We start from the raw sequence: 25694 nt of genomic DNA, 5'->3' as shown, positions 1-25694 counted from the left end.
GCACGGAGAGTATGGAGAGCCTTCGTTGGGGTCAAGGTCAGAAAAATAAGTCTTCGCCGCTAGCAAACAAAGAGCCGCTGCACACGGCGAGCGGCTCTTCTCTGAGCAATGTCGTAAGACGCCGACTTAGGCGGTCGCTGCTGCGTACAGCTTCGACACTTCGTCCCAGTTGATGACGTTAAAGAACGCCGAAACGTAATCGGGACGGCGATTCTGATAGTTCAAATAGTAGGCGTGTTCCCAAACGTCGAGACCCAAGATCGGCGTCCGACCTTCCATCAGCGGCGTGTCTTGATTCGGCGTGCTTTCGACCAGCAACTTGCCGCCGTCGACGCTCAACCAGGCCCAACCCGAACCGAAGCGCGTCGCTGCAGCCTTCGAGAAATCTTCTTTAAACTTCTCGAAACCGCCCAGTTCGGCGTCAATCGCCGCAGCCAATGCGCCGGTCGGCGCTCCGCCGCCATTGGGCTTCATGATCGTCCAGAACAGCGAGTGATTCGCATGACCACCGCCGTTGTTGCGGACGGCGCCGCGGACGTTTTCCGGCACGGCCGACAGATCCGAGACTAGCTCTTCGATCGTCTTGCTTTCCAGAGCGGTTCCTTTGATCGCGTCATTGACCTTGGTGATGTAGGCCTGATGATGCTTCGTGTGATGGATTTCCATCGTCTTGGCGTCGATCGACGGTTCCAGTGCGTCGTAAGCGTACGGCAATTCCGGCAGCGTATAAGCCATGGTTGCTCCTCCGTAAATTTGTTCGATCGGGATTCGATTCGTTGGTCGTAAAGCTAGGCGCCTGCATGCACTGCCGGCGCCGGCGTTTCACGGTTTAACCTACCCCATTGCCGGGGTCGTTACAATCGCCCGGAAGAATCCTAAAAGCTCGTCCCAATAAATCAAATGTCTCCCCCGGCAGACGCTCATTCGCTGGCGCCGACAGCTTGCTTGCAGCTCCTCGGTTGGGATTCGCCTTGCTTCGCCTGCCGGCTTCCTCTAATCTCCTCGCGGCGTTTCTTCGCGTGCCGAATGTCGCGTTTTCTCAGGCTTACTTGCATGTCCGAGCTCAAGGTCTATTCCCCCCCCACGACATCCGAAGATCCCTCGGAAGATGTCGTCATCCTGGTGCACGGCACATTTGCCGGCAGCGAGCATGAAGAAGGCGTAGCTTTCTGGCAGCGGAAAAGCAGCGTCTGGGGCGAGCTCGAAAAACGACTCCCCGCTGGAATCTCGCTGCAAGACTCCGGCCGCCTGTTTCATTGGTCCGGCGAAAACAACGAGCGCGAACGGCTCAAAGGGGCGAAAGCGCTGCTCGACTATCTGGCGAAGTTTGAAGCAGCCGGCCAAGGCTATCATCTGATTGGCCACAGTCACGGCGGCTCGATCATTTGGATGGCGCTGCGACAAGCGAGCGTCGACGGCATTCCGTTAGACCACATGCGCACCTGGTCGACCGTCGGCACCCCCTTTCTCCGCCACCGGACGGTCAATCCGATCAGTCTCGCCAATGGGATCAACATCATCGCCGGGCTCTTTTTTCTGAGCCATGCGCGGACGTCGCTGCATCAGATCTTCCGCATCCTCCATTGTGCGATGTTCCACCCGGATCATTACGCCAAAACGCAAATCGAAATCTTGGGTCGCGACGTCAACTTGATGGACTACTTGATGTACGACCAACTCGGTTGGTTAGCGATCGCCGGCGTGTTGGTGATGTTTTTCGTCTTCGTCCAATTGGCCAGCTTCTTTATCGGTCCGGTGATCGAATCACGGCGCATCCGGCAAGAGCTGCATGCCGAAAAATGCGTGATGCAAGAGTTCGGCTGTTGCTGGCTCGGCGTTTGGTCGCCGGATGATGAAGCGATCAACGGCCTGCGGACCACGCTGCATCTCGACATCACGTTTGTCGGCAAGGTAACCGCCGCCGACCGGATCTTCGTTTCCGACTATCTCAGCTTCCTCTGGATTCCGTATTACTGGACCGTCGCGCCCACGTTCAACTACATCGTGCGGCCGCTGCTCAATCACTTTGTCCGGCAATATGTCAGCAAAGCCGTGCAAGGCAACAACCGACCTTCGGCCGAACTCTGCAACGTCTCGACCGCTCCGATCGGCGACGCCGAGGTCAACAGCATTCCGGCGCTCCCCTATTTCATCGCCCAGCGAATCACCGAGCGCGCCAACGCCAAAGCGAAAGATATCGCTCCCAAGCTCCGCACGCTGCTCGGACAAAAAACGCTCATGGCCGGATTGGCCGCGTTCAACTCCGAACTCTCCGGAGAAGAACTGGTTCATACCAGCTACTTTGAAGACCCCGACGTGCTGAACTTGCTGACCATCCATATGGCGCTGCAGCGCAACGATCGCCGCTATCTCATGCAGGCCGCCGCCTACCACCGTCAACTGCTCGAGTGGACGCGCTACTTCCGCGAAATGGCCGGCGACTGGGAAAACGCCGAACAACTCGATCGCATCCTCCGCGACACCCCAGCCGAACCGATCGAAGTCCGCCGCCGCGCCGCCGCCTAAGGTGGGACCGTTGGACCGGACCGCCACGTTTTTTTCTACCGCCGGCCCGAACCACCCCACACACTAGCCCGAGTGCGCAAGCCGAGGGAATACGCTCCCCACCCCCAACGACAAAGCCCCGATCAGACCGGACCGGACCGCCACGCTTTTTTCCACCGCCGGCCCGAACCACCCCAAACACTAGCCCGAGTGCGCAAGCCGAGGAAATACGCTCCCCACCTCCAACGACAAAGCCCCGATCAGACCGGACCGGACCGCCACGCTTTTTTCTACCGCCGGCCCGAACCACCCCCACACTAGCCCGAGTGCGCAAGCCGAGGGAATACGCTCTCCATCCCCAACGACAAAGCCCCGATCAGACCGGACCGGACCGCCACGTTTTTTTCCACCGCCGGACCAACCACCCCACACACTAGCCCGAGTGCGCAAGCCGAGGGAATACGCTCTCCACCCCCAACGACAAAGCCCCGATCAGATTGGACCGGACTGCCACGTTTTTTTCCACCGCCGGCCCGAACCACCCCACACACTAGCCCGAGTGCGCAAGCCGAGGGAATACGCTCTCCACCCCCAACGACAAAGCCCCGATCAAACCGGACCGGACCGCCACGCTTTTTTCCACCGCCGGACCAACCACCCCACACACTAGCCCGAGTGCGCAAGCCGAGGGAATACGCTCCCCACCCCCAACGACAAAACCCCACCGGACCGGACCCCTCACGTTTTTTCGCGCTTCCTTGGCCATTCGGGTTTCGAAGTTCGTGATTCGTTTCACGATGTGGACTGGACCGCGGCGCGTTTTTTTTTTGCAGTCGATGGGACCGGACCGGACCGCTGAATTTTTTGCGCTAAACGCCCCAATCTACCTCCGGGCGTAATCTGGGCGATTTCACGCTACGACCAGCACGCCCCGTCCTGCGGGTGAATCCACTGGACAGGACAGAACGTCAATTCTTCGATCGAACAATCCATCCTGTCCAACCGACCGTCTAGGCAATCAGGACATCCGACCAGGCGCCACACCCCAGCGCGCAGCAAAACACCACCGGCAGCGGCCACCCCAGCCGACCAGCAATCCCAACGAGCAAGATTTCGCCCCCCAGCGGCATCCTCACCAGGGACAATTCTGCAATTCTTTCCTGGAAATATTCTAAGCAATCTCTCAGTCTTTATCAATCCTGAAAGTGGCCCAAGGGAGTCGAGAGGCGCCCCGACCGAAAACATCGCTCCTGCTACACGCAGGACATTAGAAGGCTGTGTGATCGAAGGGGGGCGGCGATCGGATCGACAGTCCGGGACTCAGTTTGAATACTAGATTCCCCCCAAGTGAGGTGCTAGATTTGGTCTCAAAGGACTTTGTTTCACCGTCTAAATTTGATGTAACGCCTAAAAACAAAAAACTGACCGTGAGGTGCTTTGCCAGTAACTATGTCCGATCATTCCGATAGTGTGGCTACAGTCGTAACCAAGGCACTTCAGAAACTTGAAGTTGTTTTGAAGGTTACCGCAGATGAACTGCAGGGGGATTTTATTGACCCCAGAAGTAATCTCTTCGAGCCAGGAGAAATTAATCTAGAAGACGAAATTGTGCTCGGGTTTCCGCGATGCGACGACGGAATTGAACTAACCTACGGACAATTGCCGGCGCTGGTAGGCGAAGTCTCAGAAATAGAATTGGTCGGCAATCTTGAGTGCTGGACGTCTAATCAACTTTGTATGCGTATAGCGCCGGTTTTCCCCGATACTTCTTTTTATCAATTGGAAGAATTGGTTGGGCGTGGTGTACTCCAGTCAGTTCACGTCGACGGAAATGACTATGAATTGAGCTTCGTAAGCGGAGCGACCATTTTCGGATTTGCCGTGCTCAAATTTGGGTACTGGGACAAATATATTCCGCCCCTATTGTCAGAGGACTTCTTCATTAGCGTGCGTTGGACTGGTGCAGCAGATCGTAATGTTGTTCGTCGATTGGTTGATTCTCTTATTTTTGAGCTTGCAGCATCATTCAACGTAAATCTGGAACGAAGTCCAAGACCTGAAACATTAGTTGAATTTGAACAGTTTGACACGCTTCTTCCGGATCGGGAACTTCGCCCTTTAGTTCACGATGAGGGATTGGCAGAGGTGCTACGACTGTATTCGTTTGCGATTGCTACCTCAGATCCGCAGTTTCAAATAATTGGTTTCGTAAAAGTCTTGGAGCACATTTCGGTCACGGTGGTTCGAGAGGATCTAACTGCCGCTGTTCGCACAAAACTATTGAGCTCAAGAGCCCTTGAACCGGATGCGGAATACATCCTCGATCTTGTAACGGAAATTAATTGTCATAAAAGCCAGCATCGAAAGGACAGCGACGCCCTCTTGCTAACAATTCAAAAGTGTTGTGACCCGACCGAATTAGCAAGGTGTGCCCCTCACTATCTGCAAATCCGAAAAATAAACGTCACTTCAAGTCAGAAAGATCGAGATGCTGCTTTGAAACAGTTCTCGGCGGCGATAAGTGCGACACGAAATGAGATCGTCCACGCAAAATTAAACTACGAAAAAACGGGCGACGAATGTCCCGAGGAGTTTAGATCCTCATTCGCTAAGAGTTGCAGGGTGGCTGCTGAGCAAGCAATTCGCTGGTTTGCTCTGCAGCATAAAAGTTTGAGAGTGGATCGATTTCCCGATTGATCTCGGCCGGACACGGAAAGAAACAAAGTCCCAATTCTTGATTGTTCCCGCTGGGGTCGACCCGCGGCGGCCTGGGGAAGAACCTAGACCAGGGGGGCGCCGCCGCTGGTCGTCTGGCGACCAGGGGGCCGGGCTGTGCCGGTCAGGCCGCTTGTGACGCCCCCAGCGTCGCCGCTCGCAGCCGCTCGGCCGCGAGCGCGGCGATTGTCTCGCATTGTTCGACGCCGACGCTAGAGAAGCCGCAGCGACGGGCGCCGATCAGCGTCGACCCGGATCCGGCGAACGGATCCAAGACGCGCGGCTTCTCCCGATGCGCGACCTTAGCAGATCCCGGTCGACCGGCTTTTGCGCGGCGTGGACGCGGTCCTTCCCCGCATCACCGAACGCCCGTCTTCCCAACACGCGTTCCCTTCGCCAACTTCTTCTTCGCCGCTGGCTTCTTACGGTCGCCACTTCTCGAGCCCTTCTTTACTTCCCTTTTCTCGGTCACGCTGCCGCGCAGTTATTCAGCGACCCAGGCGTTCAGGCTCATTTTGTCTGCGGCGCTGATAGTCGCCTTTCGCTCCGCCGAAAGTAGCGCCGGCGTGACGTTTGCCAATTGCATACCGGCACCGGGGGCGTGACGGTGGCTTGGTGCGGGGCTCAAGACAGCAGAGGTAAGAGTAGACACTGACTGTGGGCCGATGGCACGCAGATTAGCAGGGAGTTCGCCATGGGCGTTCCGCCGTCCGGATCAAGACTTCACGCACGAATTTGAGAAATCGATCATTCGTAAGTGCAGCAACTACATTGAAATAAGTAACGCCGGTTTAGTAGGTGCCCGGAGATAAGCAAAACCCCGCCCAGCGGAGTCGATAGCGCCGCATAGCGCATCAGCATATCTTCGATCGAGGCTCCTTTGACAGGCTTTGCCGGACTGACGGCGATGTCTTCGCCGATCCCGCCTTCGAGGCCGCGATGTTGCGCACAACACTGCGTTGAGCCACATGACGAGTCGTTGCCGTTGAGGGGAAGCTCGGCGGAACAGACGCCGGTGGGTGCGCAGGTCTCGCAGCACTCGCCGGAAAGACCATATGCAGCGCTGGTAATCACAGCCAAGCCGCAAATCGCGATGACGCTTGGGAGCCAGCGACGATGCTTTCGCCAACCCGGAACAAACGCCGCGAGGGCGAAGACAAAGCAAGCGCCAGCCATCCACCGATGAAACGACTCGTCCGCCAAGAAACGAAGACCCAGCATCGGCAAAAAACCAATCGCTAACGGCATCGCCGCGCAGTGGAGAGCGCAAGCTATCGAAGCGACGATGCCCGCATGGTCTTGCCAGTTTGACCTGAACATAACACTCTTCCGAAAGCCATAAACGGAACCTGAACCTCAACCCGCTTCATCTTACGCAGACGCAATCCTTTTGCAAGTAGTTTTCTTATGCATAACATGTTCGATACCGGCAGGAATTGAGTTCTGGATTCCCTCAGCCGCTACTCGCAGCCTGCCCCACGACCAACTGCGGCAGGTGAAAAGCTCCGGCAGCAACAAGCCGAAGCGCCCTGAAAGCGTTGGCTAGCCATTACTGCCTGCGCGGGAGCGAACGGCGACGCTGGGCGGCTTGCTTGCTGATTGGGGATGTTGTCGGTTACGTTATTTGACTTACCAGTTGTCCACATTCTTGGCCAACGCGCCGTCGACGCCCCCTTCCCCGCTCTAGAAAAATCTCTCCACGATGATCGTCACCGAAAAAGATAGTTGGCTGCGGATGATCTTTGCGATTCATGGGACGACCATGGATCGGATTTGGCCGCGGTTTGCGGTGGTGGTCGGCTTCTCGATCTTCACGACGGCGATTGCGTTGGTTTTTCCGGCGCATGCTTATACGTTGACGATGGCGCCGTTTACGATTGTGGGGCTGGCGCTGGCGATCTTTCTCGGCTTTCGCAATAACGCCGCCTACGACCGTTATTGGGAAGGTCGCAAGTTGTGGGGGCGGATGGTGAATGTCTGTCGCACTTTTACGATGCAGATCAATACGTTGATCGGCGACGAAAATTCGACCAGCGTTTCCGCCGCACCGGCCCAAGACCAGCGTCGCATGGTGCTGCTGATCATTGCTTACATCAATGCGCTGCGGCATCGACTGCGGGATACGGACGCTTCGGTGGAAATCCGTCAGCGACTGGAGGATACGGAAGAAGCCGAGAGCTGCCTTGCACAAGACAACGTGCCGGCGGCGATCGCCGACCGAATTTCTCGCTGCATCAACAACGCGTGGCGCGGGGAGCGGTTGAACGTGTTTCATCTGCCGCTGCTGCATCAAAATTTGACCGAGATGCTCGCGATCCAAGGTGGTTGCGAGCGGATCAAAAGCACGCCGATTCCGTTTACTTACAGCGTGCTGACCCACCGGACCGTGCTGTTGTACTGTCTCGCGCTCCCCTGCGGGCTGCACGATACGGTCGGCATCTTGACCCCGGTCGTGGTCGCATTGGTCGCTTACGCCTTCTTGGGATTGGATGCGGTCGGCGACGAGATCGAACAGCCGTTCAGCATCGATGACAACGATCTGCCGCTATTGCAGTTGACCACGATGATCGAAATCAACGTGCGGCAGCTTTCGGGTCACCCGGCCCATGAGATTCCACCGCCGATCGAGCCGGTGGATCATTTGCTGATTTAAGGCCGCGACGCGCCGATTTTCACCTTATCTCCGAGCGCATCGATTTGAAAGAACGGTAAACCACACGCCGCTTCGCCCCTAGCACTGTGGGCGCAGTGGGTTACAATTTGCCAGTACTGTTGATCTTTCGCTAATTGGCATCTGAGCATTGTCGAGCGTCGCTCTTTTGAGTGCGGCGTTGGGCGCCCTTCTCTTTCGCGTCGCAAAAGTTGTGATTCGAGAGCGATCTGGTTGTGCGCGAACAGTATTTGCGACGCCAGCCGCCTTGTTGCCTTGTATCCTGCGGAAATCCATTGGTCCCAAACCACCCTGGAGCAAGATGACGCTCGCCAAAACGCCTCTTTATGATTGGCATCATGCCGCTGGCGGCCGCCTGGTCGATTTCGGCGGCTGGTCGATGCCGGTTCAGTACACTTCGATTATTGACGAGCATAACGCGACGCGCACCGCGGTCGGCATGTTCGACGTCTCTCATATGGCTCGCTTCCGCTTTGACGGGGCTGGCGCTGGCGATTTCCTTGACAAATTGCTTACCCGCAAAGCCTCGGTCGTGCCGATGGGCAAGATCCGCTACAGCCTGGTCTGTAACGACGAAGGGGGAATCCTGGACGACGTTCTGATTTACAATCTGGGCGAAGGAGACAACCAGTACTTTTGGCTGGTGGTGAACGCCGGAAATCGCCAAAAGATCGCCGCTTGGATCGAGCAACATCTCCCCAGCGAAGGGGTCGTCTTTACCGACCACACGCTGGAGACGGCGATGATCGCGGTCCAAGGACCGAAAGCGATCGCAGCGGTCCAGCCGCTGTGCGACGTACCGATCAGTGATTTGAAATATTACTCGGGCGCCCTCGGCACGCTTTGCGGCGAGCCGGCGCTGATCAGCCGAACCGGCTATACCGGCGAAGATGGGGTCGAAGTGACCGTGCCGGCCGCCGCGGCGATTGCGATTTGGGACCAGATATTGAATGCCGCCCAACCGCTCGGCGGGTTGCCGTGCGGACTAGGGGCACGCGATACGTTGCGTCTGGAAGCGGCGATGCCGTTGTACGGGCACGAACTGTCCGAGTCGATTGATCCGATCACCGCGGGCCTCACGTTCGGCGTTTCGTTTGATCACGACTTTATCGGCAAAGACCGGTTGGAAGCGGCGCGTGACGCGGCTCCGCCGATGGTCCGCGTCGGCTTCCGCTGTGCGGATCGTCGCGTTCCGCGTGAACATTGCACTGTGCACATCGGCGACCAACAAGTTGGCGAAGTGACCAGCGGTACTTTCTCGCCGACCCTCAACCAACCGATCGCGATGGGTTATGTTGATCCCGCGATTGCGGTCAGCGGCACGGCGGTCGAAATTGATATTCGCGGCAAACGTGTTGCGGCCGAAGTCGCGCCGCTCCCTTTCTATTCTCGTCCTCGCACCTAAAAAACCCTCCAGGAGACGCTCAACGTGGACCCTTCTCAACTGCTATACGCGAAAACGCATGAATGGGCCTTCGTCGAAGATCAAGACGGCGGCAAAGTGGCGACAGTCGGCATCAGCGCCTTCGCGATCGAAGCGTTGACCGACTTGGTTTATCTGGAACTGCCGAAAGTCGGATCCCAGACAACCGCCGGACAACCGTTCGGCGAAATCGAATCGGTGAAAGCGGTCAGCGACGTCTATGCTCCGGTGACCGGCGAAGTGATCGCCGTAAACGAAGAGTTGCCGAACAAACTGGAATCGTTGAACGACGATCCCTACGCCGGCGGATGGATCGCCAAGATTAAGATCACGGACGAAAGCGGCCTGGCCAACTTGTTGGATCAGCCCGCGTATGAAAAGCAGTGCCAGGAAGAAGGCTAGTCCTTCCCCGTCACGATCGAATCGCCGCCGGCAAATCCATGCCGCGGCCGGCGCCTAGAGGCGTCCCTTTCCTAGAGGCGATCACGCAACGTCAAATATGGACCAACGCGAAAAGTTATGGCTTACCTATTTAACACTCCCCAAGAGCAGCAAGAAATGCTCGCGTCGATCGGCGCGGCTTCGATCGAAGAGCTGTTCGAGCAAATCCCGGCGTCACTGCGTCTCGGTCGTCCTCTCGACCTGCCGCCAGCGATGGGTGAACTGGAACTGACCCAGCATTTGGCGACCTTGGCCGCCAAAAACCAGGGCCCCGGCGACAAGATCTGCTTCTTAGGGGGCGGTAGCTACGATCACTTTATTCCCGCGGCGGTCGACGCACTTGCGTCTCGCGGCGAGTTCTACACCTCCTACACTCCCTATCAACCGGAAGTGTCGCAAGGGAACTTGCAGGCGATGTTCGAGTACCAGACGCTCATCTGCGAGCTGACCGGCTTGGACGTTTCCAACGCTAGTCTGTACGACGGCGGCAGCGCCATCGCCGAAGCGGTGATCATGAGCATGAACACCGTGCGTCGGCATGACAAGATCGTCGTCTTGGGCAGCGTGCATCCTGAGTATCGCCAGATTCTTGACACGTACTTTGGCCCGCTCGGCACGCAGATTGTCGTCGTTCCCACGCCCAATGGAACGGTCGATCCGGCCGAAGTCGCCGCAGTCGTCGATGATCAAACGGCCTGCGTCGTGGTCCAGTCGCCCAACTTCTTCGGCTCGCCCGAGCAAGTACAGGCCTTGGCCGACATCGCCCACGCCAAAGACGCGCTGCTGGTCCAGTCGTTCGATCCGCTCAGCCTAGGCGTGATCAAACGTCCCGGCGATCTGGGCGCCGACATCGCGGTGGCCGAGGGCCATTCGCTCGGCTCGCCGATGCAGTACGGCGGCCCTTACTTGGGCATCATGGCTTGTCGCGAACAGTTCGTCCGTCGCATGCCGGGTCGCATCTGCGGCGAAACGGTCGACCGACGCGGCAAGCGCTGCTGGGTGCTGACGCTGCAAACGCGCGAACAGCACATCCGCCGCGAAAAAGCGACCAGCAACATCTGCACCAACCAAGGCTTGTTCGCACTGCGTGCTTCGATCTATCTCGCTTTGATGGGGCCGCATGGATTGCAAGATGTAGGCGAGTTGTGTGCCCGTAAGTCGCACTACGCCGCGACGCAGATCGCATCGCAAGAGCGGTTTGAACTCGCGTTTTCGACGCCGTTCTTCAAAGAGTTTGTCGTCCGCGATTTGCAAAATGACGTCGCGACCGTCTTGGCCGACGCGTCCGAAGCAGGTTTCTTCGCCGGCGTAGCGCTGGGAACCTGGTTCCCCGAACTAGCCGACTGTTTCCTGGTAACGGTGACCGAAAAGCGAACTCGCGTCGAGATCGACGGTCTTGTGAAAACCTTGGCCCTGACAACCAATCGGACGACGATCCATGCGTAATACACGATCCACTCATCTGTTGACCGAACTTTCGCAGCCGGGTCGTCGCGCCGTAGTGATGCCCAAGTGCGATGTGCCGGAGACGCCGCTCAGCGAACTGCTGCCGGCCGACGTCTTGGCCGACAACCCGCCCGCTTTGCCGGAGTTGGCCGAACCGGAAGTGGTGCGTCACTACACCAACTTGTCGACGCTCAACATGTCGGTCGACACGCACTACTATCCGCTCGGTTCGTGCACGATGAAGTACAACCCGAAGCGCAACGAGCGACTCGCTTCGCTGCCGGGCATCGTCGACTTGCATCCCTATCAGCCCGAAGATTCGCTGCAAGGCATGCTGCAGTTGCTTTACGAACTGCAGCAGTTCCTGACCGAGATCTCCGGCCTACCGGCGATCTCGCTGCAACCGGCCGCCGGCGCTCACGGCGAATGGACCGCGCTGATGTCGGCCGCCGCCTACTTCCGCTCAATCGGCCAAGAGCAGCGCAAGCTGGTGTTGTCGCCGGACAGTTCGCACGGCACCAACCCGGCCAGCGCTCAGATGGCCGGCTTCACGGCGGTCACGGTCCGCACGGTAGACGGCGCAGTCGACATGGACGACCTGCGCAGCAAACTAAACGACCAGGTCGCCGTCTTCATGATCACCAACCCCAGCACGCTCGGCTTGTTTGAGACGCAGATGGCCGAAATCGCCGACGCGGTTCACGCTGCTGGCGGCTTGATTTATTTGGACGGCGCCAACATGAACGCCGTGCTGGGGATCTCGCGTCCCGGCGACGTCGGCGCCGACATGATGCACTACAACCCGCACAAGACTTTCAGCGGCCCACACGGCGGCGGCGGCCCCGGCGCCGGTCCCATCTGCGTCGCCGAGAAAATCGCGCCCTTCCTTCCTTCGCCAATCGTGGTGAAAGAGGGAGACAAATACCGGCTCGACTACGATCGCCCCGAATCGATCGGTCGCGTCCGCACCTTCTTCGGCAACGTCGGCGTGTTAGTGCGGGCCTACTGCTACATCCTGTCGTACGGACCAGACGGGCTGAAAGCGGTTTCTGAAAACGCGGTGCTCAACGCCAACTATCTGCTCAGCAAGATCAAACACTTTCTGCCGGTGCCGCACGGGCTGCGTTGCATGCACGAGTTTGTCGCGTCGGCGGCGAAGCTAAAGCAGGAAAAAGGAGTCACGGCGATGGATATCGCCAAGCGCCTGCTCGACTATGGCTTTCATGCTCCGACCGTTTACTTTCCGCTGACGGTGCCCGAAGCGATGATGGTCGAGCCGACCGAAACGGAAAGCAAAGAGATGCTCGACGCGTTTGTCGAGATCCTCTTCCGCATTACCGAAGAGCCGGCCGAGCTATTGCACGAAGCGCCTCATACGACGCCGATCAGCCGACCGAACGAAGTTCAAGCGGCGCGGCAGCCTTGCCTGCGGGCCGTGTGCGGCTAGGGCGGTCCAATGGCGGTTCGTCTGATTGAAAACGCTTCCCACCGCGGAAGCTGGAATATGGCGGTTGACGACTCCCTGCTGGAGTCGACCGCCGATAGCCTGACGCCGACGCTCCGGTTTTATGAGTGGAGCGCGCCGACGCTGTCGCTTGGTTACTTCCAAAAGTACGCCGATCGCTGGTCCCATCCTGAAAGCAGCGATGCTGCTTGCGTGCGTCGCGGCTCTGGCGGCGGCGCCATCATGCACGACCAAGAGCTGACCTACAGCTATTGCGTACCGACGGCCGACCCACGCAGCACGGCGGTGACCGGTCTGTTTGATTTGTTTCACCAAGCTTTGATTCGAACGCTGAAAAATTTAGGCGTGACCGCGACAATTTGCGGAAACCCACACAAGAACGACGGCGACGCTCCCTTTCTCTGCTTCGAACGTCGCAGCAGTGTCGACGTAATCATCGATGGCTATAAGGTTTGCGGCAGCGCGCAGCGCCGCGGCCGGGGCGCTGTGCTCCAGCACGGCAGCATCCTGTTGGCGCGATCGCAAAAAGCCCCCCAACTTCCTGGCATTACCGACCTTGCTAGCACGCAAATTTCATCCAATGCGCTGCAAAAGGCTTGGCTACAGGAACTTAGCGACGCACTGAGTCTGAATTTTAAAGTTGGCCAACTTACCGAGGCCGAGTCGACTTCAGCCGTGAAGATTGAAAGAGAGCGATTCGCTGCGGCCGAATGGACCGAGAAAAAGTAGAGAATCGCACTCATCGGAAGATAAATCTCCTTTGACCGCAACTTTACGGCGGAGTATTATGAGTCTGGCGAAAACGCCATGCTTTTGCCGATAATTAAGAAAGAAGAAGACGATAGAAGGGAGTGTGAAGTTTTCAGAAATGAAATCATACCCCCTCAGATTGGTCATTTTTTCTGGCGATCGCCAGCATTACGCTAAGTAGCTAATGACTTGCCTATTCCTACTTATCCTCCGGCAAGTTGAAGATTCCTTTTCCACCAGACATTCGAGAGCAATCCCCTGGATTGCGTTCGGGATGTCTCCCAAATCCTATTCGCGGTTTTATCCCCAACCTATTGCGACCCGTAATTATTTTGTTCAGAGAATCTCGGGGGCGGGACCAATGCGAAGGAAGGATTGTCGATGCAAGTAATGTTAAGGGTTGTTCGAGGGCCAAGTTCCGGCAAGGAATTCAAGATTCCGGTCGATAGCTTTGTCATTGGACGCGGCGATGGATGTCACCTGAAACCGAAAAGCGACATGATCAGTCGCAAACATTGCGAGCTGCGCGTCGCCGACTCGAAGCTAGTGATCGAAGATTTCGGCAGCAAGAATGGCACCTTCGTCAACAACGAAGCAATAAGCGGCACGGTCGAATTGAAAATGGGGGACGAACTTCGCGTTGGTCCGCTCGAATTCCTCGTGTTGATTGATCATTCGCTCGGCGCCGCCAAACGGCCCCGCGTGAACAGCGTCAAAGAAGCGGCCACGCGCGTCGCCGAAGCCGGCTTAAATGATTCTGACGTCGCCGGCTGGCTGGCCGAAGCGGACGAAGAAGATCGCCGAGACCGGATCGACAATCCGGAAGGTCGTCAGTTCCGTCTCGGAGAAACGGTCAACGTCGAAGATTTCGACGAAGACATGGAAAATGCGACGAACGAAGACGAAGAAGGCGCCTCGACCAAGTCGGGCTTTATGGGCATCTTCTCGGGCCGCAAAAAGAAAGAGTTCGGCAAACTGCCGAAGATTGACAAAGACGAGTCGACGAACAGCCGTGATGCGGCCCAGGAAACGCTGAAAAAGATGTTCGATCGACGATAAATGTCGTCACTTTCCCCATCAAGATTTGAAAAAGCCGGCCTCAAGCCGGCTTTTTTACGTTGATCCAGCCATAATATTCTGAAGACGCGCGTTCTCGCAGCGAAGTGCGAGTAGGCCGAGACCGGTCTCCAATTCCTGCGGATTCGCGTGAAACTCCGGTCGACGTCCCCAAGTAAGTTTGACTGAACGGAAACGCCGCGGAAAGGTTTGGCCGTTGACCTCCGACATTTGCCTGTTGGTCGATCAATGCCGTGCGGGAGACGATTCCGCCATCCGGCAATTCATCGACCTATTTCGACATAAAGTGTATGCGCTCTGCTTCCGGATGGTGGGAGAGCACCACGAAGCCGAAGATATGGCCCAAGAGACCTTCGTGCGCGTTATCCGCAGTTTGCATCACTGGGATCGTGAGCGTCCGCTGGAGCCCTGGATTTTGACGATCGCCGGCAATCGCTGCCGGACGTTGTTGTCGAAACGGAAAAGGCGGCCTCAAGCCCACCCCATTGAGGAGCATGTCGCCGATCATCGACCTGACCTGCAGCCGGCTCAAATTTTGGCGGAAGAAGTTCATTTGGCCCTGCAGCAAGTCCGGTCGGAATACCGACAAGCCTTTTTATTGTTTCATGAACATGAACTGAGCTATATCGAGATCAGCCAGCAACTGGGACGACCGCTGGGAACGATCAAGACATGGGTACATCGAGCACGGAGGGAAATGATTGCTCGACTTTCGCAAAGAGGGGTACTAGAAGGACGTGAAGATGAAGTACGTCGAGTTTGAAAACCAGCTGCAAGATTTGCTCGACGAGCGACGTCTGTCCGATGTCGGTCAACTGCTGGCGCGCGTCGACTCGGCGGATCGCGACCGCTGCGAGCGGCTCGCCGCCGCCTATGACACCCTTTTCGATGGCCTAGAATCTTGGGACCATCCGTCTGGCGACCAGGTTCTGGCCGACCGCGTGATTCAGCAAGTCCAATCTCTGTCGGCCGTTCTTCCCCCACTCGCCGCAGCCCCAGTCGCGGAGAATCGTACGATTTTCGGCCAAGCCGGCGCCTGGCTGCCGATCGCCGCTCTCGCGTTGGCTGCTTCACTGCTGATTCTGGCGTTCATCCCCTTCTCGCTACGCCAGGAAAGAGATGACCGTATCGGAACCTACGTCGCGACGACGGATGGGCAGCCGGACTTGAATTTCGCGATGAGCGACGATTCGCTCGAGCTACTGGATTGGGAAGACGCCAAGTACGTTTCTCCGGTCCGGTCTCCCTTTGATCTGCCGTGGGAGCTCACCAGCGATCTGGTCGTTTCGACCACGACCGCGCCTCGCTTGCCGCTCGATCCCAGCTCGCTGGCCGTCACATCGATCGATACGAATCCCTGGATCAATAGTTTTCGTCCTTTGACGCAATCGATGGGGTCGGCGCTGATGGTCATCAAAGACGCCACGCTCCCCCATTCCACGAGCCGGAACAACGCGGAAGCCAAACCCCAAGCACGCGGCGCGACGCTCCCCACTTCGCTGGGACGCCGCGTTACTTAATACGCTAACCATCTGCATTGCGCACATTCTAGCGCTGAAATCGCCCTGTTTTGCTAGCCAGACCGGGCGTTGCGGGTTACATTGCCAAACGACCTACTTGGTTTCCCGCCTAATCCTCTTTCCCACCTGAGCGCCGTTGATGAACCATTTTCGCCTACTCTCGCTTGCGCTTCTAGCGTCCTGCATGGTCGCCTGCTCGACCCTGGCCTTCGCCGAAGAAGCCTGGACGCGGTTTCGTGGTCCCAACGGCAGCGGACTCGCTGCAGCGGTCGATTTAAAGCTTCCTTACAGCGAAGCGGACGATCTCTGCTGGAAGACGGCGCTGCCTGGCGTGGGCAACTCGTCGCCGGTTTTGTGGGGTGAGAAAGTGTTTCTGTTGAGCGGCGAACAAGATGGCTCGTACGTCTACGCGCTGTGCCTGAACGCCAAAACCGGCGAGCTTATCTGGAAGAAGGACCTTGCTTCCGGCGGTTATCGGCTGCACTCGAAAAACACCTTTGCTTCCACCACGCCGGCGGTTGATGCGCACTCGGTTTACATTACCTGGAGCGACGGACAGCAAACGACGCTGGCCGCGCTGACGCACGATGGAAAAGTGGAATGGACCACCGAACTTGGCCCCTGGGTCAGTCAGCATGGATTCGGCGTTTCGCCGATGCTTTACGACGAGTACGTGATCTTGCCGCTGATGCAGCTGGGTGATCCCAAGAAGTTAAACGGACGCAACGAGGCGCAAAGCCGCGTCGTGGCGCTCGATCGTGCGACCGGCCGCATCGTCTGGGAAGCTGCTCGCGATGGGGATGTCGCCGCTTACTCGGTTCCTTGCGTCTACAAAACGAAGGATGGCCGCGACTTGCTAATCTGCTGCAGTTCGGCCCATGGAATGGCGGCGCATAATCCGATGAACGGCGATCAAGTCTGGGCGAACCCTGCATTTAAGATGCGAAGCGTTTCGTCCCCGGTTGTCATTGATGGAGTCGCCTACGGATCGTGCGGATCAGGCGGCGGCGGCAACTACGTGGTCGCAGTCAATCCGGAAACCGGCGAAACGCTCTATCGCTTCGAGCGTTCGGCGCCTTACGTGCCGGGCGCCGCAGGTAAAAATGGCCTGACCTACCTCTGGTACGACAAGGGAATCGTCACTTGTATCCGCACAGCCGACGGCGAAAAAGTTTGGCAACAGCGGATCGGCGGCAACTATTCAGGCTCACCGATCCTCGCTGGAGACCGCTTGATCAACGTCAGCGAAGAAGGCGAAGTCGTGATCTTGGCCGCCGGCGAAGAGTTCCAGGAATTGGGACGGTTTTCGCTCGGCGAAGGAAGCAAAGCGTCGCCGGCCGCCGCTGACGGAAAACTCTACATTCGCACCGATTCGCATCTGTTTTGCTTGGGTAAAAAATAAGTTTCACGCGCGAAACCAAAAACGGGGACGCTCGCCCAGCGGACTCTATTCTTCTTAGCCCGAAGCGCGGGCCGAGGGAAATCGGTCCAACGTTTCGAAAACGGTTCGAAGTATCCAGCCGCATTCCCTCGGCTCGCGCCTCGGGCTACGATAAAAAAAAGCGACGCTTTAGGCGTCGCTTTCCTGCGTTTGATCCAAATTTGATTCGCTTTAGATCCCAGCGTTTCCGAGAATGTCGACCATGTTGCCGACGATTCGGGTGAGACCGGGATGCGAAGTCTCGAAGTCTTGCGTCGCTCGGTTGAGGTTATCGACCAGCGAAGGATGTTGCAGCGCTTCGGTGTTGTCGTGACGCAGCGCCTCGTGAATTTCTTCCATGGCGCCTTCCAGCAATCGACGCGTCTCTCCATCGATCTCGTCGATTTCACGCAACTCGGCCTGTAGTTCCTGGAGCTTCAGGCGCAGTTGTTCCGCATCAGTCATGACGTTCGTGTTCCCAGGGGGGCAGAATGAGGTATCAAAATCAATAGGCTGCCGCACCGGTCGAAACGGTTTGCGGGGCTGCCTCTGATTTTAACCTCTGAACGACTTCTGACAAAATGCTCGCCGGAATTGCATAACTGGCGACCCGTCCGGCCCGAGCGATATTGAGGCCAACCACTTTGCCATCCAGATTGACGACCGGTCCGCCGCAATCCTCTGGCCGCAGGAAGGTATCATGCTGAAAGACGGTCGGAAACCCGCTCCGGCGCGAGCTCAGCGGTCCGCCCAGATGATTCTGAAACTCGTGCCGAGCCATCCCTTCGGAGCCTTCGACGCCTGTAAAGCGATCTCCCAGCGTGCAGAGGAGGTCGACATTGCCATCGCCGCGCGAAATCGTCAGGCGGACCACATCGCCGGGCTGAAACCCTCGAATCGCTTTTTGCAATTCGCTGGCGGTCTGGATCACGACATCATTGACCGAGCGAATCAGATCGCCGGCCAACAATCCCGACTTGTCCGCCGCGCTTTTGTCAAAGACTTGCATCACGCGGGCTTCGCTGACCGCTTCTCCGACACCTGGCAGACGAATGCCGAGCACGCCGAACTCGCTTTGAATTTGCCGCGCGGCGGAACTCATCACGCCGATCGCCAACGGCTCTTCTTTGGGACTGGTCGTCGCCAACAGACTGCCGACCAGCGGCGCGGCGTCGGCCATTTCGATCGGATGGAGTCCGGTCGCGTCGATCTTAATCAGGGCCACGTCAAACTTGCGATCTTGGGCCGCAATCGTCGCGGCGAAAGTATCGCCGTTCGAGAGACGACAAATCAGCTTGTCGAGGTTTTCTTGCGCCAGAATTTGGCTCGCTTTGGTGATGACCCAACCTTGCGAATCGACAATTCCACCCAAGGCGACACGTTCGTCGTCGATTAACAGTTCAATGGTCGAATCATGAGGTTCGGCGACAACTTCGCGAAAAGCGGCCATCACGCGGACATTGCTGCGCTCGTTCACCTTCTGCAGGAAGCGCGCCATCATTCCTTCGTGGCGCTCTTGGCCGTAGGCGAATCCCACGATCGAGATCGTCACCAGCAACGTTGCAATGCTCCAAATCGTCCGCTCGCGCACGAGTTTCGCCATCATCGTTTATCCCTCAACTTGGACAAGAGAAAAGCAGAGAACAGCCGCTAGGTCTAGCCGCCGACTTCGCGAGCGTCTTTGATAATGACGTCGCCCAGCGTCAGCGTCTGATCCCCGCGTTGAACGATCAAGTCCACCTGATCGCCGGGGCTGGTCTGATCGACTAGCAGCTTCAAATCGTCAAATGATTTTGTTTCGCGGCCGTTAAAGCGGACGATGCGATCGCCGACTTCGACGCCGGCTTTCGCCGCGGGAGAATTGGGCGTCACTTCAACGACGATCGGCGCCTTCTTTTCTTTGTCGCAGCGAACGCCCAACATCGGTCGCGTCCCGGGCAATTTGCCCCAGACTTCGCCATCGGACAGTCGGGTCCAATTGTCCGAGTAAGCGTCGGACGGGACATGCATGTTGGCGGTGATTCGGTTGCCGATCCGGCTGTTGATACCGATCACGTCGCCATCCATATCCAACAACGGTCCGCCGCTATCTCCCCCCACCAACACGCAATCGGTCGCGACCACGTCGTCATAGGCGGCCAACACGCGTCCCAGTCGCAGCACCGGCAGACGATCTTTGACGTATCCGCCGGGATGCCCGGTCACCAACACCCATTGGCCCTCGCGTAGTTCGGCCGAATGGTCGATCTTAAGGTGCTGGTACTTGCCTGGCGTAGTGATCTTCAACAGACCCGAGTCAATGCTGCGATCGGTGCCGAGCGTGATCGCTTTCACTTTCTTTCCGTCCGGCAGCGTGATCACCGCTTGGCGATTGGGCTCTCCGATCACATGGCCGGCTGTCATCACATAACCATCTGCGGTGACGATCACGCCGGAACCTTGCGCTCCGCCGACCGATACGCCGACGGTACAAGGAATCACTTTCTGCGCTACTTGCTGCACCCGCTTTTCGAGGGCGCGCAATTCATTCAGACCGCTCGGCGCTTCGCCGGCTAAGATCTCGGCAAAATGAGCTGTTTGCACAACCGTTGGTTCTGCGAGAGTCGGCTTCGCGACGGTGATCACTTCTTCCGCGTGACCGAGCGAAATTCCACACACGACAAATAGGCAGAGAAGAAGAGGGAGGAGGCGTCTCGTCTGATGCGTCATAGTCCTACGTTTCCGCGATCGAGAGATTGGGGGCTCTGGTTGGGGACTTTTATTATAGGCGACAATTCCGGCAAATTCGAAGCAATTCGTACAACACAATTTTGTAGAATTTTGCTCAAGTCCGCCGCACTATTCAGAATAGTCGCTACGTAAGTGTTTTTATAGTCGCTTGTTACAACCGTTCAAACCGTTAAGATCGACCAGGTTGAAGCAAACTACCAACAAGTCCCAGAAAGGTCTTCCATGAGCACGGGACATTCTCGTCGGCTAATTTTCGGCTGCGGCTACGTCGGCTTGCGTGTCGCCCAAAGGTGGCGAAAACAAGGAGACGTAGTCTTTGCAGTAACGCGAAGCGCCGATACGGCCGCCCAGTTCGCCGCTGACGGACTGCAGCCGATCATTGCTGACGTGACCGACGAGGACTCGCTCGGCGACCTTCCTGCGGTCGATACCGTGCTGTTTGCGGTCGGTTATGATCGCACAGCCGGCAAGCCGATCGAAGATGTCTACGTCGCGGGTCTCGCCAAAGTTCTTGACCATTTGCCCAGCCATTGCGGCCGCTTGATTTACATCAGTTCGACCGGAGTCTTCGGCGACGCCGCTGGACAAGTCGTCGATGAACAAACCCCATGCGATCCGCGACGTTCCGGGGGGAAAGCATGTTTGGCTGCGGAAGAATTGTTACGTTCCCACCCCAGCTGGCAAGCCAAGCACGTTTCGCTGCGGCTCGCCGGCATTTATGGGCCCGGCAGAATCCCGCGAGCGAAAGAGATTGCCGCCCAAATTGCGATTCCGGCGCCTGGCGCAGGCGCATTAAATCTCATTCATGTGGACGACGCCGCCGAGACAGTTTTACTGGCGGCCACGCATCCCGCCCCCCAATCTCTCTACATCATCAGCGATGGCCATCCGGTCGAGCGGACCGAGTACTACGCCCAGATCGCGCGCAGCTTGAACGCGCCGGATCCGGTTTACGAAGCGGCCGATCCCCAGTCACCGGCCGCACTGCGAGCGGCGACCAACCGGCGGATGTCGAACGCGCTGGCTGTCGAACACCTCGGCTTGACCCCCCAATACCCCGACTACCGAGCCGGCCTGGCCGCGATCTTAGGGATGTAGACCCGAAAGTTTAAAAAAGGGGAGGCAGGCCACTCGCTTCCACTTTCCCGCTTTCCGCTCTCGGCTTTCCGCTTTTCTTCCCCCTCCCCCGCTACCTTGTTCTGCGGGGAAAATCGGATCACAATGAACCCCTTCCCTGCGGGCCTGTCTGCTCGGCAGGGACCTTACTTTCCTTCTTACTGCTGGAACGGTTTTCGCCAATGCCTAGCTGCGTACTTGCCTACTCGGGCGGTTTGGACACTTCGGTCATCCTGGGATGGCTGCAAGACGAAGGTTATGAAGTACACGCGGTTTACGTCGATCTGGGACAGCCCTGCGAAGACCGCCAAGCGATCCTCGAGAAGGCGAAGACCTGCGGCGCAAAGACGTCGCGCATCGTCGACGGCCAAGAAGAGATGTGCCGCGATTTCGCGTTCCCCATCGCGCAGTGGCAAGCCAAGTACGAGTCGATTTACCTGCTGGGAACGTCGATCGCGCGGCCGCTAATCTCAAAAATCTGTCTGCAGGTCGCGCGCGAAGTGGGGGCCGACGCCTACGTGCATGGCGCGACCGGCAAAGGCAACGACCAGTGTCGTTTCCAACTCGCGGCCGAAGCGCTCGATCCGTCGGTCAAAATCATCGCTCCCTGGCGCATGGAAAAGTTCCGCGCACTCTTCCCGGGCCGCAATGCGATGATCAAGTATTGCGAAGAGAAAAACATCCCGGTCAAAGCGTCGATGGCGAAGCCGTACAGCTCGGACGAGAACTGTCTGCATATCAGCTACGAAGCCGGCAACCTCGAAGACCTGATGGTCAACGGCGTCGAAGCGGTCGACTTTGGCATGACCGTCTCGCCGCAGGAAGCCCCCGACCAGGTCGAAAACGTAAAGATCACCTTCGAGAAAGGGGTTCCAGTCACGGTCAACGGCGAGAAATGTTCGCCGCTGGAAGTCGTGCTGAAGCTCAACGAAATCGGCGGCCGTAACGGCGTCGGTCGGATCGACATGGTCGAAAACCGTTTCGTCGGCATGAAAAGCCGCGGCGTGTACGAATCGCCTGGCATGACGATCCTGTACGACGCGCTCTTGGTGCTAGAGCAACTGACCGTCGATCGCGACTTGATCCACCTGCGTGATCAGTTGGCTCCGGTTGTCGCCGAGATGGTTTACTACGGCTTCTGGTACGCTCCGAAGATGGACGCTTTGCTCGCCTTCGGCAAAGAAGCGATGAAGCATGTCACCGGCGAGGTGAGCCTAAACTTGTACAAGGGGAACGTCATGGTCGACGGCCGCTCAAGCAAGAACAGTCTGTATGACGAAGGCATTGCAACCATGGAAGGGGGCGGCTCGTACGATCAGACCGACGCCGAAGGCTTCCTGCGAATCCAAGGTTTGCCGTCGCGCGTGCAAGGACGTGTGACGCCGCGAGCTTACTAGTCTTCGCAGCAAAAACGACACCACGCAACAAGGCGCCCATCACCGCGCCTTGTTGTTTTTCTTGGCGAGGTCAAATTTGCAGAGTTTCACCAATTGCGTACAGCCCTGCTTCCCGGCGACAATTCACGTTTGCTAGTTGGCGGCGTAACGATCAACATGACGTCGGGGCGGCGTTGGCGAAAGTCGTCGAGCACCGCGTCGTCGATAACCGTATCACGTATTTCCAAGTACGTAAGCTTCGGCAAATTAATCAACGGCTCCAGCGAGTCGAATTCTTTCGCGTGCAGCGTCAGGTTCTCCAACTTTCGCAAGTTGGAGATCGGTTGAAGATCGTACGTGAAATACTGAGAAGAGACAAAAAGCATTTCCACCGATCCCTGCGTGGCGAGCGGACCAATGTCGTCCAGCGCCGGATCTCCGACGCCGATCGATCGCACTGCCTGAAACGGCTCATCCCCCAAATAGCGCCGCAGGATCTCCGGCGCCGGCGGGAACTTTGGATCGCCAGCCTGATCAGTCGCGCTGGGTTGCCAGTCGTATCTCACAAAACCGCCGACGCGATGCACCCAGCTTACCGCTTCGCGCTGATGCCTTGCCGTTCGCTCCACATAGGCGAAATAAGCTGCGAAGATAGTCATCACAACGAGCATCGCCGCCAAAGACCAGCGTGGTCGCCGCAGAAAATTCATGACGTTTTACCATTCACGCAAGACATTCGATCGCCCGGTTTTAGCCAGGCGACACTTCGCGATTTCAATTCCCATCGCCAGCGCATGGCATATCCTACCGCAGATTCGAACGGCGACTCAATCGCGTTTGCTTGCTGATCGCCCCCGCTCGAGGCGATAATGGTTCTCGCCCCTGAACAATCCAACACTCGTTTACTCCTCCCATCGGAAACGAAGAGCCCCCTCATGCAACGACGACCGCTTCTCCTCCTGCTGACGTTGGTTTCTCTCTTCCTGTCCGGCATCGCGCTCGCTCAGGAAAAAATCGTAGCGAAGACCGCACTGCCGCGCAGCACGCCGGAAGCCGAAGGGGTTTCGTCCCAAGGAATTCAAGCGTTCATCGAAGCGGCCGACAAACAAGTCAACTCGATGCACAGCTTTATCTTGGTCCGACATGGCAAAGTCGTCGCCGAAGCGTATTGGGCGCCCGAGTCCGCCGACAAGCCGCATGTTTTGTGGTCGCTCAGCAAAAGCTTTACCTCGACCGCCGTTGGTCTGGCGGTCGCTGATGGCAAGTTGAGCGTGGATGACCCCGTCTTAAAATTCTTCCCCGACTTGGCCCCCGAGAATCCTTCCGAAAATCTCCAGGCGATGCGCGTGCGCGATCTTCTGACGATGAGCGCCGGTCATCAAGACGAGTTGAACTGGCGCGAAGCTCCGCACTGGGCGAAAGCTTTTCTCGCCCATCCGGCGCCGCACAAACCGGGGACGCACTTTCGCTACAACACGCCGGCGACTTACATGTTGTCCGCGATCGTACAAAAAGTGACCGGCCAGACCGTGTTGGAATATTTGACGCCGCGGCTGTTTACGCCGCTGGGAATTGAGACTCCGATTTGGGACAAGAGCCCCCAGGGTGTTTCGATCGGCGGCTATGGTCTTTATCTGCACACCGAAGACATCGCCAAGTTCGGGCAGTTGTACTTGCAGCGCGGCCAGTGGAACGGCAAGCAGATCTTGCCGACCGAATGGGTCGATCTGGCGACATCCAAGCAGGTTCCCAACGGCGACAGTCCCGATAGCGATTGGAACCAAGGTTACGGTTTCCAGTTCTGGCGCTGCCGTCATAACGCCTATCGCGGCGATGGCAAAGATGGCCAGTTTTGCATCGTCATGCCGGAACGGGACGCGGTGGTAGCGATCACCGCCAACTCGGGCGACATGCAGGCCGAGCTTAACGTCGTCTGGGATAAGCTGTTACCAGCGCTGCATGCCGAACCGCTGCCTGCCGATGCGAAAGCCTTCGCCGAGCTGCAAACAACCATCTCCGGTTTAAAAGCGACGCGTTGATGGGGCAGCTTCCAACTTTCGTCCTATTTCTAGCGTTACTTCGAATCGTTTTGGGCTATTTCCCTAGGGACATCCTCAAAATGTCTCCTTTTCAAAACGCCGCTTTTCTGGGGTGGATGACTGCCACTATTGAGGTACGATAGCGATAGCCCCCCCATCGTAACGCTTTTCATTTGCGATATCGGAGTCCTACATGGCGGAAATCGATCTCTCGGGCATCTCAGCTCTTTCTGTCGAAGAACGCATCAAACTGGCCCAAGCGATCTGGGACACCATTCCTGATCCAGCGACAACGACGGCGACAAACTTGTCGCCGAGGTATGCTCACGGCGCCGCCGTCGATACGTGGCGAGTTCCGGGACTGCAGGTGGAGTCGTGGATTTCGTTCTTTGGCGCCGATCAGCTAACTTATTTGCATCCGTCCGACGATCAGTTGCGGGGCGACGTCCAAGGGTTTCTGCAATCGTTTGGACTTCCCCATACCGTTCAATTTTCCGGCGCCCAGGAATTGAAGATCTCGTTCGCACCGCTCACCAGTCCGATCGTCGGCTACAACTCGCTGATCGGCTGGGGAATCTTTTTCGATTCTGAGCTCGATGCGCGCTTGGGCGAGCAATTAGTAATCGGTCAGGAAGATTCGGCGGCAGGAGTCGCGTCGCTATGCGTCGATCGGATTACCGGCGTCGTCAACCGCTTGGATATCACCGCCGCTCCCCCGCAAATGTTTGTGAACTCAAGCGTTTTACAATTCGGTCAATCGCTGCAAGCGGCCGTCGCGTGGTCGCAAGAGCGAGAACAGTTCCGCACGATTCCCGCCGACTTCACGTCGCAGCTAGAACAACGCCTACGCACAATCGATCGCGCCGCGTTCGCCGCTGCCGAGCATTATTGGCCGAACTTGCTGGCGACGATCAGCATTCGACACCGCGGTTGGCGCGTTCCCTGCGAACCGGGTTCGGCGGAATAGCGGTTATTCATCGCTGGAAAACGTAGGAAGCTG

General features: G+C 57.5%; 23 protein-coding genes. 16 read left to right on the top strand and 7 right to left on the bottom strand.

What is annotated here, in order from left to right:
• Positions 1 to 126 precede the first annotated feature (126 nt).
• Positions 127 to 735, bottom strand: a complete 609-nt coding sequence (locus DSM3645_RS06755) for a superoxide dismutase (RefSeq protein WP_002651333.1) — start codon at positions 733 to 735, stop codon at positions 127 to 129.
• Between the two features lie 318 nt (positions 736 to 1053).
• Here DSM3645_RS06755 and DSM3645_RS06750 point away from each other — a divergent pair, with 318 nt between their 5' ends.
• Both DSM3645_RS06750 and DSM3645_RS06740 read left to right on the top strand, forming a co-directional pair.
• Positions 1054 to 2526, top strand: a complete 1473-nt coding sequence (locus tag DSM3645_RS06750; protein ID WP_002651332.1) for a hypothetical protein — start codon at positions 1054 to 1056, stop codon at positions 2524 to 2526.
• Positions 2527 to 3954: 1428 nt separating this feature from the next.
• The gene (locus tag DSM3645_RS06740) at positions 3955 to 5202 is read left to right on the top strand and encodes a hypothetical protein (protein WP_002651329.1); all 1248 of its coding nucleotides are present in this window, start codon (positions 3955 to 3957) and stop codon (positions 5200 to 5202) included.
• Positions 5203 to 5344: 142 nt separating this feature from the next.
• On the opposite strand, the gene DSM3645_RS29955 is transcribed toward DSM3645_RS06740, so the two are convergent.
• Together DSM3645_RS29955 and DSM3645_RS06735 are read right to left on the bottom strand one after the other, a co-directional pair.
• The gene (locus DSM3645_RS29955) at positions 5345 to 5494 is read right to left on the bottom strand and encodes a hypothetical protein (RefSeq protein ID WP_002651328.1); all 150 of its coding nucleotides are present in this window, start codon (positions 5492 to 5494) and stop codon (positions 5345 to 5347) included.
• A 473-nt stretch (positions 5495 to 5967) separates the two neighbouring features.
• The gene (locus DSM3645_RS06735; RefSeq protein ID WP_002651327.1) at positions 5968 to 6468 is read right to left on the bottom strand and encodes a MerC domain-containing protein; all 501 of its coding nucleotides are present in this window, start codon (positions 6466 to 6468) and stop codon (positions 5968 to 5970) included.
• A gap of 454 nt (positions 6469 to 6922) precedes the next feature.
• On the opposite strand from DSM3645_RS06735, the gene DSM3645_RS06730 reads away from it, so the two are divergent.
• From DSM3645_RS06730 to DSM3645_RS06685, 10 genes are all read left to right on the top strand, one after another.
• Positions 6923 to 7873, top strand: coding sequence for a bestrophin family protein (locus DSM3645_RS06730; protein ID WP_002651326.1), 951 nt, complete (start codon positions 6923 to 6925; stop codon positions 7871 to 7873).
• A gap of 319 nt (positions 7874 to 8192) precedes the next feature.
• Entirely contained in the window at positions 8193 to 9296 is a 1104-nt protein-coding gene (gcvT, locus tag DSM3645_RS06725) for a glycine cleavage system aminomethyltransferase GcvT (RefSeq protein WP_002651325.1), read from the top strand.
• A gap of 24 nt (positions 9297 to 9320) precedes the next feature.
• Positions 9321 to 9716 (top strand): glycine cleavage system protein GcvH, encoded by a 396-nt coding sequence (gene gcvH / locus DSM3645_RS06720; protein ID WP_002651324.1) that lies wholly within the window; start codon positions 9321 to 9323, stop codon positions 9714 to 9716.
• A 117-nt stretch (positions 9717 to 9833) separates the two neighbouring features.
• On the top strand, positions 9834 to 11201 hold the full coding sequence (gene gcvPA / locus DSM3645_RS06715; RefSeq protein ID WP_002651323.1) for an aminomethyl-transferring glycine dehydrogenase subunit GcvPA: 1368 nt from the start codon (positions 9834 to 9836) through the stop codon (positions 11199 to 11201).
• Positions 11194 to 12648: an aminomethyl-transferring glycine dehydrogenase subunit GcvPB gene (gene gcvPB, locus DSM3645_RS06710; RefSeq protein ID WP_040351666.1), complete on the top strand. Its 1455-nt coding sequence runs from the start codon at positions 11194 to 11196 to the stop codon at positions 12646 to 12648. Before gcvPA ends, gcvPB begins: the two co-directional genes overlap by 8 nt.
• 9 nt (positions 12649 to 12657) lie before the next feature.
• On the top strand, positions 12658 to 13395 hold the full coding sequence (locus DSM3645_RS06705) for a lipoate--protein ligase family protein (RefSeq protein WP_002651321.1): 738 nt from the start codon (positions 12658 to 12660) through the stop codon (positions 13393 to 13395).
• Between the two features lie 402 nt (positions 13396 to 13797).
• Entirely contained in the window at positions 13798 to 14475 is a 678-nt protein-coding gene (locus DSM3645_RS27815; RefSeq protein ID WP_002651320.1) for an FHA domain-containing protein, read from the top strand.
• Positions 14476 to 14689: 214 nt separating this feature from the next.
• Positions 14690 to 15256 carry an RNA polymerase sigma factor gene (locus DSM3645_RS06695; RefSeq protein ID WP_040352215.1) on the top strand — a complete coding sequence of 189 codons (567 nt, stop codon included), beginning with the start codon at positions 14690 to 14692 and terminating at the stop codon, positions 15254 to 15256.
• Complete coding sequence (locus tag DSM3645_RS06690) at positions 15237 to 16013, top strand: hypothetical protein (RefSeq protein ID WP_002651318.1); 777 nt, start codon at positions 15237 to 15239, stop codon at positions 16011 to 16013. The genes DSM3645_RS06695 and DSM3645_RS06690 overlap by 20 nt, the downstream gene beginning before the upstream one ends.
• 139 nt (positions 16014 to 16152) lie before the next feature.
• The gene (locus DSM3645_RS06685; protein WP_081444742.1) at positions 16153 to 17415 is read left to right on the top strand and encodes an outer membrane protein assembly factor BamB family protein; all 1263 of its coding nucleotides are present in this window, start codon (positions 16153 to 16155) and stop codon (positions 17413 to 17415) included.
• A 210-nt stretch (positions 17416 to 17625) separates the two neighbouring features.
• Here DSM3645_RS06685 and DSM3645_RS06680 read toward each other — a convergent pair whose 3' ends face one another.
• Genes DSM3645_RS06680 through DSM3645_RS06670 form a run of 3 tightly spaced genes read right to left on the bottom strand, consistent with a single transcriptional unit; the run spans position 17626 to position 20091 of the window.
• On the bottom strand, positions 17626 to 17898 hold the full coding sequence (locus tag DSM3645_RS06680) for a DUF4404 family protein (protein ID WP_002651316.1): 273 nt from the start codon (positions 17896 to 17898) through the stop codon (positions 17626 to 17628).
• Between the two features lie 40 nt (positions 17899 to 17938).
• Positions 17939 to 19039 (bottom strand): S1C family serine protease, encoded by a 1101-nt coding sequence (locus DSM3645_RS06675; RefSeq protein ID WP_002651315.1) that lies wholly within the window; start codon positions 19037 to 19039, stop codon positions 17939 to 17941.
• 50 nt (positions 19040 to 19089) lie between these two features.
• Entirely contained in the window at positions 19090 to 20091 is a 1002-nt protein-coding gene (locus tag DSM3645_RS06670) for a S1C family serine protease (RefSeq protein WP_002651314.1), read from the bottom strand.
• A gap of 294 nt (positions 20092 to 20385) precedes the next feature.
• On the opposite strand from DSM3645_RS06670, the gene DSM3645_RS06665 reads away from it, so the two are divergent.
• A complete protein-coding gene (locus DSM3645_RS06665) occupies positions 20386 to 21261 on the top strand; it encodes an SDR family oxidoreductase (RefSeq protein ID WP_002651313.1) in 876 nt (291 codons plus the stop codon).
• Between the two features lie 200 nt (positions 21262 to 21461).
• Positions 21462 to 22676, top strand: coding sequence for an argininosuccinate synthase (locus tag DSM3645_RS06660; RefSeq protein ID WP_040351665.1), 1215 nt, complete (start codon positions 21462 to 21464; stop codon positions 22674 to 22676).
• Positions 22677 to 22762: 86 nt separating this feature from the next.
• Here DSM3645_RS06660 and DSM3645_RS06655 read toward each other — a convergent pair whose 3' ends face one another.
• The gene (locus tag DSM3645_RS06655; protein ID WP_040351664.1) at positions 22763 to 23365 is read right to left on the bottom strand and encodes a hypothetical protein; all 603 of its coding nucleotides are present in this window, start codon (positions 23363 to 23365) and stop codon (positions 22763 to 22765) included.
• 225 nt (positions 23366 to 23590) lie between these two features.
• On the opposite strand from DSM3645_RS06655, the gene DSM3645_RS06650 reads away from it, so the two are divergent.
• Together DSM3645_RS06650 and DSM3645_RS06645 are read left to right on the top strand one after the other, a co-directional pair.
• Positions 23591 to 24694 carry a serine hydrolase domain-containing protein gene (locus tag DSM3645_RS06650; protein WP_002651310.1) on the top strand — a complete coding sequence of 368 codons (1104 nt, stop codon included), beginning with the start codon at positions 23591 to 23593 and terminating at the stop codon, positions 24692 to 24694.
• A 193-nt stretch (positions 24695 to 24887) separates the two neighbouring features.
• Positions 24888 to 25661 (top strand): SUKH-4 family immunity protein, encoded by a 774-nt coding sequence (locus DSM3645_RS06645; protein WP_002651308.1) that lies wholly within the window; start codon positions 24888 to 24890, stop codon positions 25659 to 25661.
• Positions 25662 to 25694 lie beyond the last annotated feature (33 nt).

The organism is Blastopirellula marina DSM 3645 (assembly GCF_000153105.1).
GTDB lineage: Bacteria > Planctomycetota > Planctomycetia > Pirellulales > Pirellulaceae > Blastopirellula > Blastopirellula marina.
This window is presented reverse-complemented; position numbering and strand designations above follow the sequence as displayed.

What these genes read in the sequence shown, in the direction of transcription:
- DSM3645_RS06755 (WP_002651333.1), bottom strand. Translation starts at nt 735, where the DNA reads ATGGCTTATACGCTGCCGGAATTGCCGTACGCTTACGACGCACTGGAA.
- DSM3645_RS06750 (WP_002651332.1), top strand. Translation starts at nt 1,054, where the DNA reads ATGTCCGAGCTCAAGGTCTATTCCCCCCCCACGACATCCGAAGATCCC.
- DSM3645_RS06740 (WP_002651329.1), top strand. Translation starts at nt 3,955, where the DNA reads ATGTCCGATCATTCCGATAGTGTGGCTACAGTCGTAACCAAGGCACTT.
- DSM3645_RS06735 (WP_002651327.1), bottom strand. Translation starts at nt 6,468, where the DNA reads ATGCCGTTAGCGATTGGTTTTTTGCCGATGCTGGGTCTTCGTTTCTTG.
- DSM3645_RS06730 (WP_002651326.1), top strand. Translation starts at nt 6,923, where the DNA reads ATGATCGTCACCGAAAAAGATAGTTGGCTGCGGATGATCTTTGCGATT.
- gcvT (WP_002651325.1), top strand. Translation starts at nt 8,193, where the DNA reads ATGACGCTCGCCAAAACGCCTCTTTATGATTGGCATCATGCCGCTGGC.
- gcvPA (WP_002651323.1), top strand. Translation starts at nt 9,834, where the DNA reads ATGGCTTACCTATTTAACACTCCCCAAGAGCAGCAAGAAATGCTCGCG.
- gcvPB (WP_040351666.1), top strand. Translation starts at nt 11,194, where the DNA reads ATGCGTAATACACGATCCACTCATCTGTTGACCGAACTTTCGCAGCCG.
- DSM3645_RS06705 (WP_002651321.1), top strand. Translation starts at nt 12,658, where the DNA reads ATGGCGGTTCGTCTGATTGAAAACGCTTCCCACCGCGGAAGCTGGAAT.
- DSM3645_RS27815 (WP_002651320.1), top strand. Translation starts at nt 13,798, where the DNA reads ATGCAAGTAATGTTAAGGGTTGTTCGAGGGCCAAGTTCCGGCAAGGAA.
- DSM3645_RS06690 (WP_002651318.1), top strand. Translation starts at nt 15,237, where the DNA reads ATGAAGTACGTCGAGTTTGAAAACCAGCTGCAAGATTTGCTCGACGAG.
- DSM3645_RS06685 (WP_081444742.1), top strand. Translation starts at nt 16,153, where the DNA reads ATGAACCATTTTCGCCTACTCTCGCTTGCGCTTCTAGCGTCCTGCATG.
- DSM3645_RS06680 (WP_002651316.1), bottom strand. Translation starts at nt 17,898, where the DNA reads ATGACTGATGCGGAACAACTGCGCCTGAAGCTCCAGGAACTACAGGCC.
- DSM3645_RS06675 (WP_002651315.1), bottom strand. Translation starts at nt 19,039, where the DNA reads ATGATGGCGAAACTCGTGCGCGAGCGGACGATTTGGAGCATTGCAACG.
- DSM3645_RS06665 (WP_002651313.1), top strand. Translation starts at nt 20,386, where the DNA reads ATGAGCACGGGACATTCTCGTCGGCTAATTTTCGGCTGCGGCTACGTC.
- DSM3645_RS06660 (WP_040351665.1), top strand. Translation starts at nt 21,462, where the DNA reads ATGCCTAGCTGCGTACTTGCCTACTCGGGCGGTTTGGACACTTCGGTC.
- DSM3645_RS06655 (WP_040351664.1), bottom strand. Translation starts at nt 23,365, where the DNA reads ATGAATTTTCTGCGGCGACCACGCTGGTCTTTGGCGGCGATGCTCGTT.
- DSM3645_RS06650 (WP_002651310.1), top strand. Translation starts at nt 23,591, where the DNA reads ATGCAACGACGACCGCTTCTCCTCCTGCTGACGTTGGTTTCTCTCTTC.
- DSM3645_RS06645 (WP_002651308.1), top strand. Translation starts at nt 24,888, where the DNA reads ATGGCGGAAATCGATCTCTCGGGCATCTCAGCTCTTTCTGTCGAAGAA.